Annotated in this window: 14 protein-coding genes and 2 pseudogenes; 10 read left to right on the forward strand and 6 right to left on the reverse strand. The window is 70.9% G+C overall.

What is annotated here, in order from left to right; translation table 11 throughout:
* Positions 1 to 5: 5 nt before the first annotated feature.
* Entirely contained in the window at positions 6 to 269 is a 264-nt protein-coding gene (locus ACZ4NT_RS07075; RefSeq protein ID WP_121407936.1) for a hypothetical protein, read from the reverse strand.
* Positions 270 to 603: 334 nt separating this feature from the next.
* On the opposite strand from ACZ4NT_RS07075, the pseudogene ACZ4NT_RS07080 reads away from it, so the two are divergent.
* Positions 604 to 1086 (forward strand): annotated as a pseudogene (locus ACZ4NT_RS07080) (DJ-1/PfpI family protein); the annotation flags it as partial.
* A gap of 69 nt (positions 1087 to 1155) precedes the next feature.
* Here ACZ4NT_RS07080 and ACZ4NT_RS07085 read toward each other — a convergent pair.
* The gene (locus ACZ4NT_RS07085) at positions 1156 to 1587 is read right to left on the reverse strand and encodes an NUDIX domain-containing protein (RefSeq protein ID WP_467724175.1); all 432 of its coding nucleotides are present in this window, start codon (positions 1585 to 1587) and stop codon (positions 1156 to 1158) included.
* Between the two features lie 363 nt (positions 1588 to 1950).
* Here ACZ4NT_RS07085 and ACZ4NT_RS07090 point away from each other — a divergent pair, with 363 nt between their 5' ends.
* Both ACZ4NT_RS07090 and ACZ4NT_RS07095 read left to right on the forward strand, forming a co-directional pair.
* Positions 1951 to 2877, forward strand: coding sequence for a S41 family peptidase (locus tag ACZ4NT_RS07090; RefSeq protein ID WP_121408642.1), 927 nt, complete (start codon positions 1951 to 1953; stop codon positions 2875 to 2877).
* A 212-nt stretch (positions 2878 to 3089) separates the two neighbouring features.
* Positions 3090 to 3971: an NmrA family NAD(P)-binding protein gene (locus ACZ4NT_RS07095; RefSeq protein WP_467724012.1), complete on the forward strand. Its 882-nt coding sequence runs from the start codon at positions 3090 to 3092 to the stop codon at positions 3969 to 3971.
* 651 nt (positions 3972 to 4622) lie between these two features.
* Here ACZ4NT_RS07095 and ACZ4NT_RS07100 read toward each other — a convergent pair.
* Positions 4623 to 5072 carry a DoxX family protein gene (locus ACZ4NT_RS07100; RefSeq protein WP_121407933.1) on the reverse strand — a complete coding sequence of 150 codons (450 nt, stop codon included), beginning with the start codon at positions 5070 to 5072 and terminating at the stop codon, positions 4623 to 4625.
* 208 nt (positions 5073 to 5280) lie between these two features.
* Here ACZ4NT_RS07100 and ACZ4NT_RS07105 point away from each other — a divergent pair, with 208 nt between their 5' ends.
* Both ACZ4NT_RS07105 and ACZ4NT_RS07110 read left to right on the forward strand, forming a co-directional pair.
* A complete protein-coding gene (locus ACZ4NT_RS07105; protein WP_121407932.1) occupies positions 5281 to 5829 on the forward strand; it encodes a GNAT family N-acetyltransferase in 549 nt (182 codons plus the stop codon).
* Between the two features lie 185 nt (positions 5830 to 6014).
* Positions 6015 to 6632 (forward strand): TOPRIM nucleotidyl transferase/hydrolase domain-containing protein, encoded by a 618-nt coding sequence (locus tag ACZ4NT_RS07110; RefSeq protein WP_467724014.1) that lies wholly within the window; start codon positions 6015 to 6017, stop codon positions 6630 to 6632.
* A gap of 284 nt (positions 6633 to 6916) precedes the next feature.
* Here the strand turns inward: ACZ4NT_RS07110 and ACZ4NT_RS07115 are convergent, their stop codons facing one another.
* Positions 6917 to 7540, reverse strand: coding sequence for a DUF3885 domain-containing protein (locus tag ACZ4NT_RS07115; RefSeq protein WP_467724016.1), 624 nt, complete (start codon positions 7538 to 7540; stop codon positions 6917 to 6919).
* 273 nt (positions 7541 to 7813) lie between these two features.
* On the opposite strand from ACZ4NT_RS07115, the gene ACZ4NT_RS07120 reads away from it, so the two are divergent.
* The 4 genes from ACZ4NT_RS07120 to ACZ4NT_RS07135 all read left to right on the forward strand — a co-directional run bounded on the left by ACZ4NT_RS07120 (position 7814) and on the right by ACZ4NT_RS07135 (position 13211).
* The gene (locus tag ACZ4NT_RS07120) at positions 7814 to 8026 is read left to right on the forward strand and encodes an acyl-CoA carboxylase subunit epsilon (protein ID WP_121407929.1); all 213 of its coding nucleotides are present in this window, start codon (positions 7814 to 7816) and stop codon (positions 8024 to 8026) included.
* Between the two features lie 282 nt (positions 8027 to 8308).
* Complete coding sequence (locus ACZ4NT_RS07125) at positions 8309 to 9862, forward strand: acyl-CoA carboxylase subunit beta (protein ID WP_467724177.1); 1554 nt, start codon at positions 8309 to 8311, stop codon at positions 9860 to 9862.
* A gap of 174 nt (positions 9863 to 10036) precedes the next feature.
* Positions 10037 to 12208, forward strand: a complete 2172-nt coding sequence (locus ACZ4NT_RS07130) for a TerD family protein (protein ID WP_467724018.1) — start codon at positions 10037 to 10039, stop codon at positions 12206 to 12208.
* 604 nt (positions 12209 to 12812) lie between these two features.
* Positions 12813 to 13211 carry a hypothetical protein gene (locus tag ACZ4NT_RS07135; RefSeq protein ID WP_467724020.1) on the forward strand — a complete coding sequence of 133 codons (399 nt, stop codon included), beginning with the start codon at positions 12813 to 12815 and terminating at the stop codon, positions 13209 to 13211.
* Positions 13212 to 13311: 100 nt separating this feature from the next.
* Here ACZ4NT_RS07135 and ACZ4NT_RS07140 read toward each other — a convergent pair whose 3' ends face one another.
* Both ACZ4NT_RS07140 and ACZ4NT_RS07145 read right to left on the reverse strand, forming a co-directional pair.
* The gene (locus ACZ4NT_RS07140) at positions 13312 to 13731 is read right to left on the reverse strand and encodes an FKBP-type peptidyl-prolyl cis-trans isomerase (RefSeq protein WP_121407925.1); all 420 of its coding nucleotides are present in this window, start codon (positions 13729 to 13731) and stop codon (positions 13312 to 13314) included.
* A 139-nt stretch (positions 13732 to 13870) separates the two neighbouring features.
* Positions 13871 to 14806: a helix-turn-helix domain-containing protein gene (locus tag ACZ4NT_RS07145; protein ID WP_467724022.1), complete on the reverse strand. Its 936-nt coding sequence runs from the start codon at positions 14804 to 14806 to the stop codon at positions 13871 to 13873.
* A 128-nt stretch (positions 14807 to 14934) separates the two neighbouring features.
* Here ACZ4NT_RS07145 and ACZ4NT_RS07150 point away from each other — a divergent pair.
* Positions 14935 to 15979 (forward strand): annotated as a pseudogene (locus ACZ4NT_RS07150) (saccharopine dehydrogenase family protein).
* The last annotated feature ends 480 nt before the right edge of the window (positions 15980 to 16459 follow it).

Below are 16459 nucleotides of genomic sequence, written 5' to 3' on the forward strand. Positions count from 1 at the left end.
AGCCGTCAGGTGGCCTTGAGGGCGGAGTTGCAGTTGACGCACATCGAGTCCTCCTGATCCGGTGGGCACCAGGCGTCCGGCCCGACGGGCTGGTACGCGAGCCGCGTCATGGCCGACGTGGGCGTACCGCAGAACGTGGTGGTGCCGGGTTGCCCCGAGCCCGGAGGATCGGCGGGCGCGGCGTGGACGGTCGGGGCCACGGGAGTGCCGTCCGGCTGCGTGGACGTGGGGCTCTGGGTGTCGGGTTCCTGGACCGCGATGATCTCCATGGGTTCACCCTCCGTCGGGTTGCGGTGCTGTGCACGTCGGGTGGGCGAGTTCAGGTGACAAAGGGGGCCGACCGCTGGGCCGAGTTGGTGAGTCCGGGGGAGGGGCGCCCTCACTGGACCGTGGACGGCGGTGGACGGTCCCTGGGCTCGGCGGGCAGACCGTCCGGGGCTGACTGGCCGAGGATCGCCGTTCGGTGTCGGCGGCCCGGGCGTGCACCGCCCGGGAGCGTCGGACTCCATCCCTCGTCCGTAGGTGACGACGGCTTGGCCGCTTGTGACCGCAACCTCGGAAGAATGCCGCGAGCGAGACCACGACCCGACCGTGTTCGACGTCGCGGACAGGGGGTTCGCCGACGTGCCTGCCCCTGACATCGTCGTGGTGCCCGGTGGTCCCGGGCAGGCGGCGCAGATGGACAACAGCGCCCTGCTCGACTGGCTGCGCACCGCCGACGCGGCCAGCACATGGACGACCTCCGTGTGCACGGGATCGCTCCTGCTCGCGGCGGCCGGGCTCCTCGAAGGCCGGCGTGCCACGTCGCACTGGCTGGCCCTCGACCGCCTCGCCGCATGGGGCGCCCGCCCTACCGGCGAACGCGTTGTCACGGACGGCAAGTTCATCACGGCGGCCGGGGTGTCCTCCGGGATCGACATGGGGCTCACCCTGGTCGGCAGGATCGCCGGGGACGAGCACGCGCAGGCCGTCCAGCTGGCAACCGAGTACGATCCGCAGCCGCCGTACTACGCGGGATCGCCGCAGAAGGCTCCCGCCGTGCTCGTCGAGCGCTTCCGCGCCAACCGCCGGTCGGTTCTCCAATAGTTCGGTGACCGCGCCGAAGAGGGTGCCGGGCACCGGGTGCCGGGTGGCGACCGCCGTGGGCACCCCGCTCTAACCCGGTCCACGGAGCCATGCGGCGCACTGCTCCATCCGTAGGCGGTCCTCGGGGAACCAGCCCTGCCACGGCTCGTCGAGCGGCAGCCAGGCTGCGGGCTGTCCCTGCTCCGGCGTCAGCGCCGTCTGCCGATCGGCGACAGCCATGAACGAGACGCCCAGCGTGGCCGCCCATTGCGGGTGGTAGGCCCGAACGGCGACGGCGGCGGGCCGCTCGTGAAGTTCGGCGCGGACGCCCGTCTCCTCGTACAACTCCCTGCGCGCCGCCTCCCGTGGCGTCTCTCCGGGGTCCACCGCGCCGCCGGGTGGCACCCACCCGCGCCAGCGGTGCTTCACCAGCAGGATGCGGGTCAGAGTGCCGTCGAACACCCAGACGTCGGCCCCCAGCGGGCTCGTCAGAGACGTTTCCGGGCGAGACAGCCAATCCAGCGCGCTGTCGGGATCGAGGAGGGCGTGGCGGGCATCGTGCCTGGCGGCCTCGACGGTACGAGGCCGTGTCGGAGATCGGGTCACTCGCCGGAGCGTACGACGCCCCACTGACAGCCGGACCGCCGTCGGCGGACGGAGGGCCTGTCACCCGAGCCGACGGGAACCGAGGGGCGTTCGTTCCGGCTCTGCGACCACCCGTGCGACCGGGGGCGCCCGGAGGTCTATGGTCGTCGGACACCGAGGGCAGGGGGATGGATGGGGCGGGGACGTTCACTGCGCCTGGGGGCATGCGTGGCACTGGCCGGGGTCCTGGTCGCTGCGGCGGGCTGCACGAACCGATCTCAGGATGCGCAGGGCGCCGACATGTCACCCAGGGCGCGGACCTACCTGTCGAAGGCGCTGGGGATCATGGAGGAGCACTCCCTCCTGCGTGACCGGGTCGACTGGGGGAAGGTGCGCAGCACCGCGTTCTCGCAGGCCGGCGGGGCGCAGGAGCCTGCGGACACCTACGGGGCGATAAGGGTGGCCGTCCGCTCCCTCGGCGATGGACACAGCGTCTTCTGGGAACCGGCCGAGGCGAAGGAGCAGCTCGGGTCCCGTTCGGACGCGCTCGAAGATGTGCGGGGCCGCTCGCTGGAAGGCGGCCTCGGCTACGTCTCGCTCCCGGCGGTGCAGGGCTCTCAGGCGACGTACGACGCCTACGTGCGGAAGGGACGCGCTGCCGTCGCGAAGGCGGATCGCGGGCGTGCCTGTGGCTGGGTCGTCGATCTGCGCTCGGACAGAGGGGGGAACATGTGGCCGATGCTCGCCGTCGTGGGCCCGGTCCTGGGCGAGGGCAAGGCCGGCATGTTCGTGGGCGCGGACGGCGAGCGGGCCCTCTGGTCGATCCGGCGTGGCAGTCCCTATGTGGACGGCAGGTCGATGGGCTGGAGCGGAGGTAGTGCGGTGGCCGCGAGTGCGCCGCCGGTCGCGGTGTTGACCGGCCGGCGGACGGCCAGCGCCGGTGAAGCGGTGGCGGTGGCTTTCCGAGGACGCCAGGACACCCGGTCCTTCGGCGAGCGGACCGCGGGTGTCCCCACGGGGAACAAGGCCCACCGCCTGTCCGACGGAGCCATGCTGATCGTCACCGAGGTGAGGGACGCGGACCGGACGGGCCAGACATACGACGCGCCGATTCCGCCGGACGAGGAGATCGTCAAGGACCCGAGGCCTGTCGCCCGCGACCGGGACGAGGTCCTCCAGGCAGCGCAGAAGTGGCTGCGCAAGCGGGCTGCCTGCCGACGGGGGTGAAGGTCGCCGCGTGCGTGGACCCAGCGCGCGTGAGCACGGTGTCGGCGGACCGGGGGTGTTGACGTGGGGTAGGTGGGAGCCCATGCCACCCGCCGTGCGCCAGGCAGCCCCGGGCGCGGAAGCTGCGGTGACAGCGAGGGCGATATAGGACGGATTCAGACCGCCCCACTTCCTACTCTGCTGATGAGTGCCACCGATGAGAGGAAGCAGCCGTGCAGATCGCCGTCACCACTCCCAGGGGCAACGTCGGCCGCCACGTCGTCGCCATGCTCATCCGCGCCGGCGTCCGGCCTCGCGTTCTGCTGCGCGACCCCGGACGGCTGGCGTCCGACGTGCGACGGGAGGTGGAGGCCGTCCAGGTGGACCAGTTCGATCCCGGTACGGTCGCGGCCGCCTGCGGTGGTGTGGACGCGCTGTTCTGGGTCGACCCCACCACCGGCAGCGAGGACCCGCTGGGTGACTACGCCCGCGCCACCAGCAGTCTGATCCGCACCGTCACCGAGAACGGCATCGGCCGTGTCGTGTTCCAGAGCAGCGTGGGCGCCGAGAAGCGTCGGGGCGCGGGGGAGATCGACGGGCTGGCCCGCACCGAGACCGCGCTGGACGCTCTCGGCGTCGACGTCACCCACCTCCGCTGCGGGTACTTCTTCACCAACCTCGAACTCCAACTGGACGCCCTGCGGGGCGGAACCCTCCAGGTCGTCCTCCCGCTCGACCAGCCCATGCCCTGGGTGGCACCGCGCGACATCGCCGAGGTCGCCGTCGCCCGCCTGCTGTCGCCGACCTGGTCGGGGCGGTGCGTGCAGGCGGTGCACGGGCCCGCCGACCTCAGCTGGCGAGAGGTCGGCGCGATCCTCTCCGGCGCCACCGGTCGCCGGATCGACGTCGAGCGGATCAGCGACGACGCGATGCGCGCTCAGCTCAAGCGGGCCGGAATGACAGACAAACTGGTCGAGGCGGTACTCGGCATGTCGACCGGCCTCCGCGAGAACTTCGTACCCGAACAGCCCCGCAGCCTCCGGACCACCACCCCGACGACCCTGTCCGCCTGGGCGTACGAACACCTCCGGCACCGGATCGCCGAGGTGGGGTGAGCGGGTGGTGCGTGGGGGCGTCCTCCGAGGTTGCCCCGCTCAGCATCCGTTCGTGGACCCCGGCGAAACCTCTGGGCTTGCTCAAAGGTGGCTTGGTGGGGATGTCGTGCGGGGCAGGCTGGGGTCAGTCGATGCACAGGCGCGGCGATCGGGGGAGAGCATGCTGATGTTGTTCGTACTGGTGGGTGTGGTCGTCGCGGGGCTCGTCGCGTTCTGCACGTGGATGGCGCGCCGTGCCTCGCGGCGGGCGTGGGACGACCTCAACAGGCAGGCGTCCCGGCGCGGTTCGGTGTACGGTCCGTCGGCTGCCGCGGGGCGGGTCGGCCGATCGGCGCACGGGGGATGGAGGACGACTGCCGCCGGTGGTTCCGTCGGCGACTCGTCCGCGTCCTGGTACGTCATGGGTGCTGCGTACGACGGTTCGGGAAGCGTTTCCTCCTGCGGTAGCGGCTCGTCGTCCTGTGACGGCAACTCGTCGTCCGGCAGCAGTGGTTCATCCTCGTGCGGCAGCAGTTCGTCCTCGTGCGGCAGCAGTTCGTCGTCCTGCGGGAGCAGCTCCTCGTCCTGCGGGAGCAGTTCGTCGTGCGGTAGCTCCTGCTGAGGCGGACGCGGTATCGGGCGCGGCGGCCGGCAGGCTGAGCCGGGCCGAGGTCACGGCGTCGGGTCGGTCACCGGACGAGCGGTGGGCTGTGCCCTGTTCTCGCGGCCGAAGAGGCCGGCCAGGGACAGGGCACCCGGGCCGAAGAAGACCAGGAGCAGGAACCCCCAGCAGAAGAGCACCGGGGCAAGTCCGCCGTTCTGCAGGGGGAAGACGCCGTCCTGCTGGTGCTCGGTGAAGTAGGCGAACGCCATGGCGCCCGAGCTGAGGAAGGCCGCGCCGCGTGTCGCGATCCCGAGAAGAACGAGGACGCCGCACACGAGCTCGATGACACCCGCGTACCAGAACGGCCAGTCGCCCACCGGGCTGGCCTTCCGGTCCAGCACACCGAAGAGCGTGGCCGCACCCTCGCTGGCGAACAGCAGGCCCAGAACCATACGGAACAGGCCCAGCACGAGTGGCTGGCGCGTCGTCAGCCACTGGCCGAGGCGTGAAGAGGTCATCGGTACTCCTGGTGGTGTCACTGGGTCTCGGCGTGGCGCGGGTTCGGCGGTTCGTTGAGCCTGAGCCCTGGAGGAGAGAGTCTCCCGGCCTCTCTACGTACGCGCAGCATGCAGCGTTCAACCGGTCTCGGCTATTTCTGCAGCGAGGGCGGCAGGTGGGTGCGGGCCGCCCGCCGCGGCGCCGTTCCCGGGGCCCTAGCATGGGGTCATGCCCCCTACGCCGCCACGGGTCGAACTGTGCCCGCTCACTGTCGCCGACCAGGACGAGTTCTGCTCGCTCGTGAGGGCCAGCGCCGAGCTCCATGAGCCGTGGATGCAACTGCCCGCGACCGCACCGGACTTCCAGGCGTGGATGAGTCGCTTCAGCGACGGCATGAACCGGGGCTACCTGATCCGCGTTCGGGAGACCGGTGCGGCCGCCGGCACGGTCAACATCAACTCGATCATCCGGGGCCGCTATCAGGGCGCGTCCCTCGGATATGCGGCCTTCGCCCCGTCTGCCGGGCGGGGTTACATGGCCGAAGGGCTCACCATCACCCTGCGGCACGCTTTCGAGGAGCTGCGGCTCCACCGGCTGGAGGCGAACATCCAGCCGGCGAACAAGGCGTCCCTGGCGCTGGTCCAGCGACTGGGTTTTCGCTACGAGGGCCTGTCACCCGCCTATCTCTACATCGACGGAGCCTGGCGCGACCACGAACGCTGGTCCATCACCGCACCGTCTCCCTGGACGCCCGACCCGTCCCTCCCCGAGGTCTAGGCACTGCCGCGAAGGGTCCCGCGAGCCCGCGCGAGGCAGATCACGCACCCGGCCCCGCTCCGACCCGGTGCCTACGATCCGTCGGCCGATCCGGACAGAGCCAGCCCAGTCCCAGTTCCGGAGTCGGCCGCTGCGGCGGGAGAAAACCTTTTCCGTGATCGCCCGGCAGGGCGGAGACTCATGCCATGGCTGACATGGAGTCGTTCCAGGAAGCGGTCACCGCATGGGCGGCCGGTGGTTCCGGCGACCCGGTACGCGAGCTGGCCGAGCGGCTGCCCGTCCGAACCGCCGTCCTCCTCGAAGGACCCAGCGACGTCGCAGCGGTCAACGCCCTCGCCGGACACCGCGGCCGCAACCTGTCGGACGAAGGGGTCGGCGTCCTGACGATCGGCGGTGCCATGAACGTAGGCCGCTTCGCCCGCTTCCTCGGCCCGACCGGACTGGGACTGCGACTCACCGGACTGTGCGACGAGGGTGAGCGCCGCTACTACGCGCGCGCCCTGGAGCCGGCCGGCGGGGTGCAGCCGCAGTTCTTCGTCTGCTCCGCGGACCTGGAGGACGAGCTCATCCGCGCGCTGGGTGTGGCACGAGTGGAGGAACTCGTACGCGAGGAGGGCGATCTCCGCGCACTGCAGACCTTCCTGCGCCAGCCCGCCCAGCAGGGCCGCACCGCACAGCAGCAGTTCCGGCGCTTCTTCGGCACCAAGAAAGGACGCAAGATCCATTACGGCCGGGTCCTCGTCGAGGCCCTCGACGTCGACCGCGTCCCCGCCCCGCTGGGCGAGCTGCTCGCGATCCTCTGACGGCTTCCGGACGTTCTCACGTGCTCGGATCGCCCCGGGGGCGCCCTTGATCACCGCTTCCCATGGCGTCATCGTTCCGTGAGCGGTGCATGACGGATCCGGCGAAACGGCACGCGGACAAAAGCCGGTGGCGGGGAGGACGGTGTTCTGATGGGCCGGCTGCCGTCGGCTCCACCGCCCCCGCGAGCGCAAGGCCGAGCACCCGTCCTCACCGTCGCGGGCATTGCGGCAGCGTTCCTCGGGTTACGGCGCCTGACCACCCGACGCATCGTGATCCGGAATGGTCAGAGGCCTGACGGCTGGCTGGAGAGCCAGTCGGCGTGCCGGTCGCGCATCCGGTCCCGTTCCTCCGACGTGGCCAGGAAGACGTCGGCGCCACCGTCGTAGGGATGGTGGACACGCTGCATTCGGACGTCGGTGACGAGGACGCCCGCCGTGTTGTCGTCGGCGACGTCTCGGAGCAACTCGTCGATGCAGCCTCGCCGCCAGGGCCGGCGGGCGGCGAAGAGGTGGCAGTACGTGCGGAATTCAGGGTCAGGGTCGTCCTCGACGAGCAGACTCTGCCAATAGCCTGAGTCGGGCTGGAGTGACGGAACCCGGGCTTCGCCTGTCCAGACCGAGGTGATCACGTACACGTCCGTACCAGCGAACAGCTCGTCAAGGATGGTGTTGTAGCGCTCCAGGACGACGGTGTACTCGCTCTCGTCCTCGGCGTACCGCTTCGACTCCGGCAGGCTGTGAAAGCGCACCCAGACATTCCGGTGGGGGCCCCGAAGCTGGTACCCCAACGGAGGGCAGCCGGGCCAACGCCGCTGCCACAGATCCGTCAGATCCACCTGTCCGCCTCCAGACACCCGCCGCAGCCGTCCTCTCGCGCATTTCCGGCGGTCATCATGTCGGGCGCCCATCCGCCAGGAGAAACGAATTTCACCACGGCCCCGACGCCGGCCCCGACCCCGGCTCGGTGCGGCCACGACCCCGCGGCCCTGGGCCGACGCCACCGGCGATCCCGTGCCCGCCGACACCACCCGCGCGACCCGGCCCCACCCGTCACCGTCCGAATGCCGCGTTCGCCGCGTCCCGGTCGTCGAGGGGTTCTCGAGCGGGATGAGACCGCCTTTTGAGGGGGGTGCCGGAGGGTGAGGTCCTGTCGTGGCGTGTGGTGACGCGGGGAGGTCTTCGTGGCTGAGGTGGACGTTGTCGGACCCGCGTTGCGGGTGGTGCGGGGTGCGCCGTGCGAGGAGGAACTGGCCGTCGTCGCCGTGGTGTTGACCGCGCTGTTGTCGGGGCGCGGTGACGCGGACGCCGACTCGGGCGAGGCGGAGCACCGCGCGGCACGGTGGCGCCCGGCGGGCGGGCGGAGCGCCTACCGGGCTCCGCACTGCTGGCAGTAGCCCGCCGAGGGCCCCTGGGCTGGGCGCGGCCGCCGATGAGCGTCTGTCGTGCGCGGCCGCAGTAGGTGACCGGTTCGTTGTCTGGTACGTGATCCGTTCGTTGGCTGGTTCGGGTGTGTGCCGGGATTCGTGTTCCAACATCGCCGCGTACGGCTCGTGTTGGGGCGGGACACCCGTCGGGCTGCACCGTTCGAGGGAGGGAAGAACATCGTGACCGTGGTGAACGACAGCGCAGTTGCCGACGCGGCAGAGGGCTCGGAGGCGGGTGTCGGTCCGGGTGCCATGAGGGACGGCGCAGGCGCTCTGGAGGAGTTCCGGGCGTTGCGGGGGCGGGCTTTGGCCGGCCCGGGGGAGCGGGCGTCGGCGGCGCAGCACGCGAAGGGAAAGCTGACGGTTCGGGAGCGGCTGGACCTGTTGCTGGATCCGGGGTCGTTCGAGGAGGTGGGGCTGCTGCGGCGGCACCGGGCCACCGGCTTCGGTCTGGAGGCCAAGCGGCCGCACACGGACGGTGTCGTGACCGGCTGGGGGACCGTCGAGGGACGCCCGGTGTTCGTGTATGCCCACGACTTCCGTATCTTCGGTGGGGCACTCGGAGAGGCCCACGCCGCGAAGATCCACAAGATCATGGACATGGCCCTGGCGGCAGGGGCACCGCTGGTCTCCCTGAACGACGGTGCGGGCGCCCGTATCCAGGAAGGTGTCAGTGCGCTCGCCGGTTACGGAGGAATCTTCCGGCGCAACGCGGCGGCCTCCGGGGTGATCCCGCAGATCTCGGTGATGCTGGGCCCGTGCGCCGGGGGTGCGGCCTACAGCCCCGCGTTGACGGACTTCGTGTTCATGGTGCGGGAGACGTCCCAGATGTTCATCACCGGTCCGGACGTGGTGAAGGCGGTCACCGGCGAGGAGATCACGCAGAACGGTCTGGGCGGCGCGGACGTGCACGCGGAGACGTCCGGGGTGTGCCACTTCGCCTACGACGACGAGGCGACGTGCCTCGCCGAGGTGCGGTATCTGCTGTCGCTGCTGCCGGACAACAACCGCGGCTTCGCGCCGAAGGTGTCGTACGGGGATCCGGTGGAGCGGCAGACGCCGCTGCTGCGCGAACTGGTACCGCAGGACGGCAGCCGGCCCTACGACATGGCGCGGGTCGTCGAGGAGCTGGTGGACGACGGGGAGGTGCTGCAGGTCCAGGAGGGATTCGCCCGCAACGTCATCTGCGCGTTGGCCCGCATGGGCGGCCAGGTGGTGGGGATCATCGCCAACCAGCCCATGGCACTGGCCGGAGTCCTGGACAGCGCGGCGTCGGAGAAGGCGGCGCGGTTCGTGCAGATGTGCGACGCGTTCAATATTCCGCTGGTGACGCTGCTGGACGTGCCGGGCTTCCTGCCCGGGGTCGACCAGGAACACGGCGGGATCATCCGGCGTGGGGCGAAGCTGCTGTACGCGTACTGCAGTGCCACGGTGCCGCGGATCTCGCTGGTGGTGCGCAAGGCGTACGGCGGTGCCTACATCGTGATGGACTCGCAGTCCATCGGGGCGGACCTGACGTTCGCGTGGCCGGGCAACGAGATCGCCGTCATGGGTGCGGAGGGGGCGGCGAACGTCATCTTCCGCCGTGAGATCGCCGCGGCCGACGACCCGGAAGCGACGCGCGCCCGCCTCGTCAAGGAGTACCGCTCGGAGCTGATGCACCCCTACTACGCTGCGGAGCGGGGACTGGTCGACGATGTCATCGACCCGGCCGAGACACGGCAGGTGTTGATCCGCTCGCTGGAGATGCTGCGCAACAAGCAGGCCGAGGTGCCGGCCCGCAAGCACGGCAACCCGCCCCAGTAGCACCGGCGTTGGGAGGCCCAGCCGTACTGCCGGCTTCGTGTCGGCCGGGTGGGCCCTGAGCTGCCCGAGCGGGCAGGTGTCCTGGCGGTACCGGCGGCACGAGCGGGCCCGCGGCGGGCCGCACCGGGCGAAAACCGGGTGCGGCCGCCCGCGCGGCCCGGGGATCATGCCGGAATGGCCCACCGACTCGATGCCCTCGTCATCCGCCACACCCACCGCGTCCCCGGCCCCACGGGACCCGCCGGGGACGGCTCCGTCGCGGCGCGCCGGTTCGACGCCGCGTTGATGTCCGTGGGCTTCAAGCTCTCGGCGGAGCTGCTCGAGCGGCTGTCGAGGCTGTCCGAGGAGGCGGTCGTCGACACCGCCGTGCGGACGCTGGGCACCGTCCGCGAGATGGTCGGCGACCACGTCCGGCACAACGTGTACTTCGTCGACTTCCCGGCCAACGTCCCGGACACCCTCGACTTCTGGATGCGGTGCACAGCCGACGCGCTCGCCGACGGACGGACGCGCGCGAACACGCTCGAACAGCTGAGTGCCGGTGTGGTGAATCTGCTGACCCTGCCGTCCTACGGACATTACCGGCACACGTACGACGAGATGCTGGCCCACCACGACGAGCTGATCGCCGCGGCGGGCGACCGGATGACGGTCCTGCACCTGGGCGGCGCGCTGGACGCCGAACTCGGTTCCCTGTACCTGGCGTTGGCGGGCAGCAGCACGCCCCTCGGCGAGGACGGACTGCGGGATCTCCAGGAGCTGGCGGGCCACTGCGCGGACGGACCGCAGCCCGCGGAGATCCCGGTACGGGAGAACCGGGCCGTGGTCAACCAGGCACGGCTGAGGGTCGGTGCCCGGCTGCTGCTGGACACGGTCACCGACGTGCTCCGGGTGGCCTGCGCGCTGACCGGCGGTGACGTCACCCTGCAGGAGCCGACGCGGATCCGGGCGCTGCCGCGCGGCGTACGCCGGGCACTGCTCGCGGGACTGGACACGGTCGTCGCCTCGGCGCCGGCCAAGCTCGCGGACGTGCACGCACACCGCGAGATGTGGAAGCGCCTCGGCGAGCGGCTGCACCCGCACGAGTACCCGCAGTGGCCGCACGCCGCCGACGTGTTCGCCGTCGCCCGCGGCGAGAAGACGGCGCGCTCCCTGGACGGCCGCGTGGAGGACCTGCTCGCCCTGGGCGACATCACCGGTGCCGTGGGGCTGCTGAAGACCGCACCGGGCAAGCTGTTCCGCGCCCTGGACCGACTGCTGCGCGCGGCCGGCACGCAGGACGAGCGGGAGACCGTCGTGGCCGCCGCCGAGGAGGTCGTCCGCGACGTGTCCGGCCGGGTCGTGCTGTCGCTGCGCCAGCACCTGCACAACCGGGCGGCGGAGACCGGCATGCGACGGGTCTTCATCAACCGCCTGGGCCGGGCCTGGGCCACCGACGACACTCGCGCGCCGGTGCCCGCGCCCGAGCGCCGGCGACTGGTCGACGTCCTGGATGCGGAGCTGCGCCGCCGGCTGCCCGCCGCGGACCATCTCCTCATCGACCCCGACGTCCTGGATGTGGCGCTGCCGCTCAGCGGACGCGACACCGGGGCCGGGCTCGGGGTGCTCCCGCGCGGTTCGGTGTCCCCGGTCGAAGGGGACCTGCTGCGCTTCTTCGTCCACTGGAAGCAGAGCGAGGAGACCACGGACTACGACCTGTCGGCGCTGCTGCTGGGCGCCGACTACGCGACCCTGTCCTGGCTGTCGTACACCAACCTCCGTGCCGCCGAGGGCGAGCACTCCGGCGACATCACGGACGCGCCGGACGGAGCCTCGGAGTTCATCAACCTGCGTCTGGGCGCCGTGCGGGGCACCTGCATCGTCCCGCAGGTCAACATCTTCTCCGGCGAGGGCTTCGAGGAGGTCGAGGAGTCCTTCTTCGGGTTCATGCTGCGTGAGAGCGAGCAGAAGGGACGGCCGTTCGAGCCGCGCACGGTGCGTCTGAAGTCGGAGCTGCGCGGTCCGGGCCGCGTTGCGCTGCCGCTCGCGTTCCTGCGCGGGACCGACGGCCGGTGGCGCGCCAAGTGGCTGCACCTGTACCTGAAAGGGACCCCCGCGGCCAACCGCGTCGAGGGCAACCGGGTCACCGTCGCGACGCTGCTGCGCGCCGTCGTCGAGCGCGAGCAGCTCACGGTCCGCTACCTCACCGACCTGATGACCGAGGACTCGACGACGCTCACGATGTGGGACGGAAACACGGTCCCGGCGGGTCCCGTCACCTACATCGGCCTGGAACGGCCCGAGGGGCTGCACCCGGAATCGCGGATCGTCACGCCGGAAAATCTGCGCGACTTGATCCCCGCCTGACTGTTAACGTGGCCGTGGCGAGGCCATGAAGGGGCTTCCTTCTCAAAACTCCTTGAATCTAGCCTCTTCGCTTTCCTCGCCACCGACTTGAGGCCTTCGGCCCTCCCGCCGTACGTGCGGAGGGCCGGAGGCCTTTGTCATCGACGACGCCGACGGACCCCCGGGGCCCCGTGCCGGTCGCGACCACCACAGCCGGTCCGGTGCGGCGGCATTCCGGGGCCCGCCGGCATCGAACGAGGGCGAGACGGCAGGGCCGTCTCGCCCTGCCGCTAGTGGGTCTCTGGTGAGGTGTGCACCGGCCTACTGGTAGCAAGGGTCCCCGCACAACACGGTGACGGTGCCATGGTCACTGTTCGTGGCGGCCGGAGTGTGGGGGCCGACCGCGGGGTGCCTGCTGGTTTCCCAGGGCATGGGCGCGGCTACTGCCGGCGAGCCCAGGGACGTGAGAGCCGCGGCACCTGACGGAGGACATCGCCGATGAGGAGCCGGACGCTTGCTGACGCTAGTGTGCGACCGCGAAGGCCCGCGCTGGTGGGGCGGTGTGAACCCCTGACGCTCCGCGAAGACCGGGTCGCCGGTGACCGACGAGGAGGACGAAGGATCGATGACGCTGAATGTGGGCCAACGGGTGCGGCTGGCCACGGATGTCCGACTGGCCGGGGCGGTGGCCCCCGCCGGGGAGCCCCCGGAGGAGACGGGTGCCTTCGCTGCCGCGTCTCTGGCTCTGGCAGCAGGCGTCGAGGGCACCGTCGAGCGTGTGCACGAGCATCACCGGCAGCAGAGCCACGAGGTGAGTGAGTATCTGCGTCTCAAGTCGCTCCTCGACGACTTCGGTCACCAGATGCCGTCGGCGAGCAGGACACAACTGGAGGAACAGGTGGCGGCGTTGGAAGAGCAGTGGGCCGCCTACCAGCGGCAGATGTCCCGTGTCACGGTCCGCGTCCGGCTCGACAACGGGTTCGTCCTCGACGAGGTGCCCGAGGAGGTTTTCGCCTCCGTCTGATCGGGCGTCGGGGCGCTCGCCTTCCGCTTGCGGGCCTGTCGGCGGGGCACCCCTCGGGTGAGGGGCGACAGATTCTCCCCGCCCGTCGGGTGCGCCCGGTTCAGGCCGAGCCGGTCGACAGGGGCCTCGCGCCAGGGGGACCACCCACGACTGTGAGCAGATCCACGACGAAGATCAGCGTCGAGCCCGCCGGGATCGACGCGGAGGGCGATTGCTTGCCGTAGCCCAGACGCGGAGGAACGATGATCCGGCGCCGGCCGCCGACCTTCATGCCTCGCACTCCCCGGTCCCAGCCCTTGATGACTTTCCCACCGCCCACGGCGAACTTGAACGGCCGGCCCTGCTCCCAGGAGGAGTCGAATTCCTTGCCGGACGCGAACGTGACCCCCACGTAGTGAACCTGGACGACCCTGCCCGGCAGTGCCTCGGGCCCGTCTCCGACGACGAGGTCCTGGATCGTCAGCTCGGTCGGTGCGTCACCCTCCGGAACCTCGATTCGGGGCTTCGTCAGTTCGCTCATCACGGTCCCATCGCTCGCCATCGGACATCCCTCGCACGGGCCGCCGGATACGTGGACATGGCATACGGCAGGCGATCACGCTAGCGGAGATCCAACCGGAGACTCGTCTCGGCACAGGCCGTGCCGATCGGACCACCACTCAGGGGCGGAAGGTGCGGCGATAGGTGTCGGGCGGGACCCCTACGCTGCGGTGGAAGTGGCGGCGCAGCGTGGTGGCGGTGCCCATACCGGTGGCCACGGCGATGGTGTCCACGGTGGCGTCGGTGGTCTCCAGCAGCTCCTGGGCGCGGCGGATGCGCTGGGTGTGGAGCCACTTCAGCGGCGTGGTGCCGGTGAGGTGTTTGAAGTGCCGGCCGAGGTGGCGTGAGCTCATGCGGGCCCGGCGGGCCAGGTCCTCCACGGTCAGGGGTTGGTCCAGTCGCTCCAACGCCCAGGGGAAGAGTTCGCTCAGGGGGTGGTTGTCCGGGGCGGGGAGGGGGGAGGCGATGAACTGGGCCTGGCCGCCGTCGCGGTGGGGTGGGACGACCAGGCGTCGGGCGATCTTGTTGGCGTCGGCCGAGCCGTGGTCGAGGCGGATCAGGTGCAGGCACAGGTCCATGGCGGCGGCCTTGCCCGCGGACGTGAGGACGTCGCCGTTGTCGACGTAGAGGACGTCCGGATCGACGGTGGCCGCTGGGTGGCGCCGGGCCAGTTCCCGCGTATGAGCCCAGTGGGTGGTGGCGCGCCTGCCGTCGAGCAGTCCTGCCGCGCCCAGGACGAAGGCGCCTGTGCACAGCGAGGCCACGCGGGCGCCGGCCGTGTGAGCGGCCCGCACCGCATCGACCAGTTCACCGGGCGGTTCGCGATCCGTGTCCGCCCAGCCGGGGACGATCACCGTGTCCGCCTGCGTGAGGTGGTCGAGCCCGTGGTCGGGTTCAAGGCGGAAGCGGCCGATGCGTACCGGGCCGTTCCCGCAGAGGGAGAAGTCGTACCAGGGGTCCACGAGGTGGGTCAGATCGGACCCGAAGACCTCGACGGCCACGGCCAGTTCGTAGGGGAGCATGCCATCGGTGACGGCCAGTGCGACGGTGGGCATGTCCGAAACTGTACGTGGCATGTCGTTTCCGACGCTCGTGCGAGGTGCCGGCGCGAGGACAGGATGGGGATGTCAGGCCGCGGCGGACCGAGATCGCTGCGGACGTTCGAGCACACGGGAGCACTTCCATGGGGTCAGGCCGGCTGGTTGCGGTGTTCGGCGCATACGGTCACACGGGACGGTTCGTGGTCGCGGAACTGGCCACGCGTGGGTTCGTCCCGGTGCCGTCCGGTCGCAACGCGCAGGCTCTGGAGGAGCTGGCCGGCGAGCGCGGACTGGAGGCCCGGTCGGCGTCGGTCGAGGACCCGGAATCGCTGGACCGGGCTCTGGCGGGAACGGCGGCGGTCATCAACTGCGCCGGCCCCTTCGCCTCGACCACCGGCCCCGTCATCGAGGCCGCGCTCCGCGCCGGGATTCCGTACCTGGACGTGGCCGCCGAGCTGGAGGCCAATCTCGACACCTTCGCCCACTACCGCGAGCGGGCCCGGGACGCGAAAGCGGTGATCGTCCCGGCCATGGCCTTCTTCGGCGGTCTCGGCGACCTGCTGGCCACCGCGGCGATGGGCGACTGGACCGAGGCCGACGAGGCCCACATCGCCTACGCGCTCAGCAGCTGGCACCCCACCGCCGGTACCCGGCTGTCGGGCGCGGTCTCGCGGGAACGGCGCGGTGAACACCGCCTGCGCTACAGCGGCGGACGGTGGGAGCGCCGCAGCGACGAGGCGCCCACCCTGGAGTGGACCTTCCCGGATCCGGTGGGACCCCGGCAGGTGATCGGGGAGTTCACGATGGCGGACGTCGTCACGGTCCCTCAGCACCTGTCCATCCCTGATGTGACGACCTACATGACCGCCGAGGCGGTCCGTGACATAGCCGCCCCCCCATACACCGGCCCCGACCGCCGCCGACGAGACCGGGCGCTCGGACCAGACCTTCCTCGTCGACGCCGTCGTGCGCTCGGACGGAACCGAACGCCGTGCCGTGGCCGCCGGCCAGGACATCTACGCTGTCACCGCGCCCCTCGTCGCCGAGGCTCTTGAACGCGTCCTGACCGGCCGCACCAAGACCATCGGCGTCGCCTCCGCCGGCGAGATGTTCGACGCCGCGGACTTCCTGCACGCACTCGCTCCGCACGTCGCACTCGACCTGAACCCGCGGATTCGGATCGGCTGACCGACTCGTTCGCCGGGCACCTGTTCGAGCTCGACTCCTGGAGCGGAGCGCCCGATGTCTGGGAGAGCGCTCGCTCTCAGTGCCGACGCGGTGCGGTCGGTGGCACGCGAACGGCTGTCGAAGAGGCGGAGGTTGAGCGTCGCGTCCACGAAGACCCGCCGACCCCCCGGAACGTCCGGGGAGCCGGGCTCCACGTACAGGGACCTCGGGTGGGGAACGGTGCTGCGGTGGACGGGGCGCGCCGGTTCGCCTCGGCGGTCACCATGACGTTCCGGTCGGTCTCGCATGACTACGGGTGATCGCATAGGGTGCGGCTATCCCCATGGGTCCGGCTGTGCACCGCTCCGGCTTCGGATGCCGTGGCCGTCCCGGGAGGGCAGCAGGCCGGTCCGTCCGGAAGGCGCTGCCCGCCCAGTCGGATGCCGTTCGGCCCTGGGGGTAGATGCTGCGTAACGGTCACGGCTCAGGAAGCGGGCGGAT

This window comes from Streptomyces sp. NPDC026417 (assembly GCF_055567695.1).

Excerpts from the sequence above, each read along its gene's own strand:
- ACZ4NT_RS07075 (WP_121407936.1), bottom strand. The coding sequence starts at position 269 with ATGGAGATCATCGCGGTCCAGGAACCCGACACCCAGAGCCCCACGTCC.
- ACZ4NT_RS07090 (WP_121408642.1), top strand. The coding sequence starts at position 1,951 with ATGTCACCCAGGGCGCGGACCTACCTGTCGAAGGCGCTGGGGATCATG.
- ACZ4NT_RS07100 (WP_121407933.1), bottom strand. The coding sequence starts at position 5,072 with ATGACCTCTTCACGCCTCGGCCAGTGGCTGACGACGCGCCAGCCACTC.
- ACZ4NT_RS07105 (WP_121407932.1), top strand. The coding sequence starts at position 5,281 with ATGCCCCCTACGCCGCCACGGGTCGAACTGTGCCCGCTCACTGTCGCC.
- ACZ4NT_RS07110 (WP_467724014.1), top strand. The coding sequence starts at position 6,015 with ATGGCTGACATGGAGTCGTTCCAGGAAGCGGTCACCGCATGGGCGGCC.
- ACZ4NT_RS07115 (WP_467724016.1), bottom strand. The coding sequence starts at position 7,540 with ATGGGCGCCCGACATGATGACCGCCGGAAATGCGCGAGAGGACGGCTG.
- ACZ4NT_RS07125 (WP_467724177.1), top strand. The coding sequence starts at position 8,309 with ATGAGGGACGGCGCAGGCGCTCTGGAGGAGTTCCGGGCGTTGCGGGGG.
- ACZ4NT_RS07130 (WP_467724018.1), top strand. The coding sequence starts at position 10,037 with ATGGCCCACCGACTCGATGCCCTCGTCATCCGCCACACCCACCGCGTC.
- ACZ4NT_RS07135 (WP_467724020.1), top strand. The coding sequence starts at position 12,813 with ATGACGCTGAATGTGGGCCAACGGGTGCGGCTGGCCACGGATGTCCGA.
- ACZ4NT_RS07140 (WP_121407925.1), bottom strand. The coding sequence starts at position 13,731 with ATGAGCGAACTGACGAAGCCCCGAATCGAGGTTCCGGAGGGTGACGCA.
- ACZ4NT_RS07145 (WP_467724022.1), bottom strand. The coding sequence starts at position 14,806 with ATGCCCACCGTCGCACTGGCCGTCACCGATGGCATGCTCCCCTACGAA.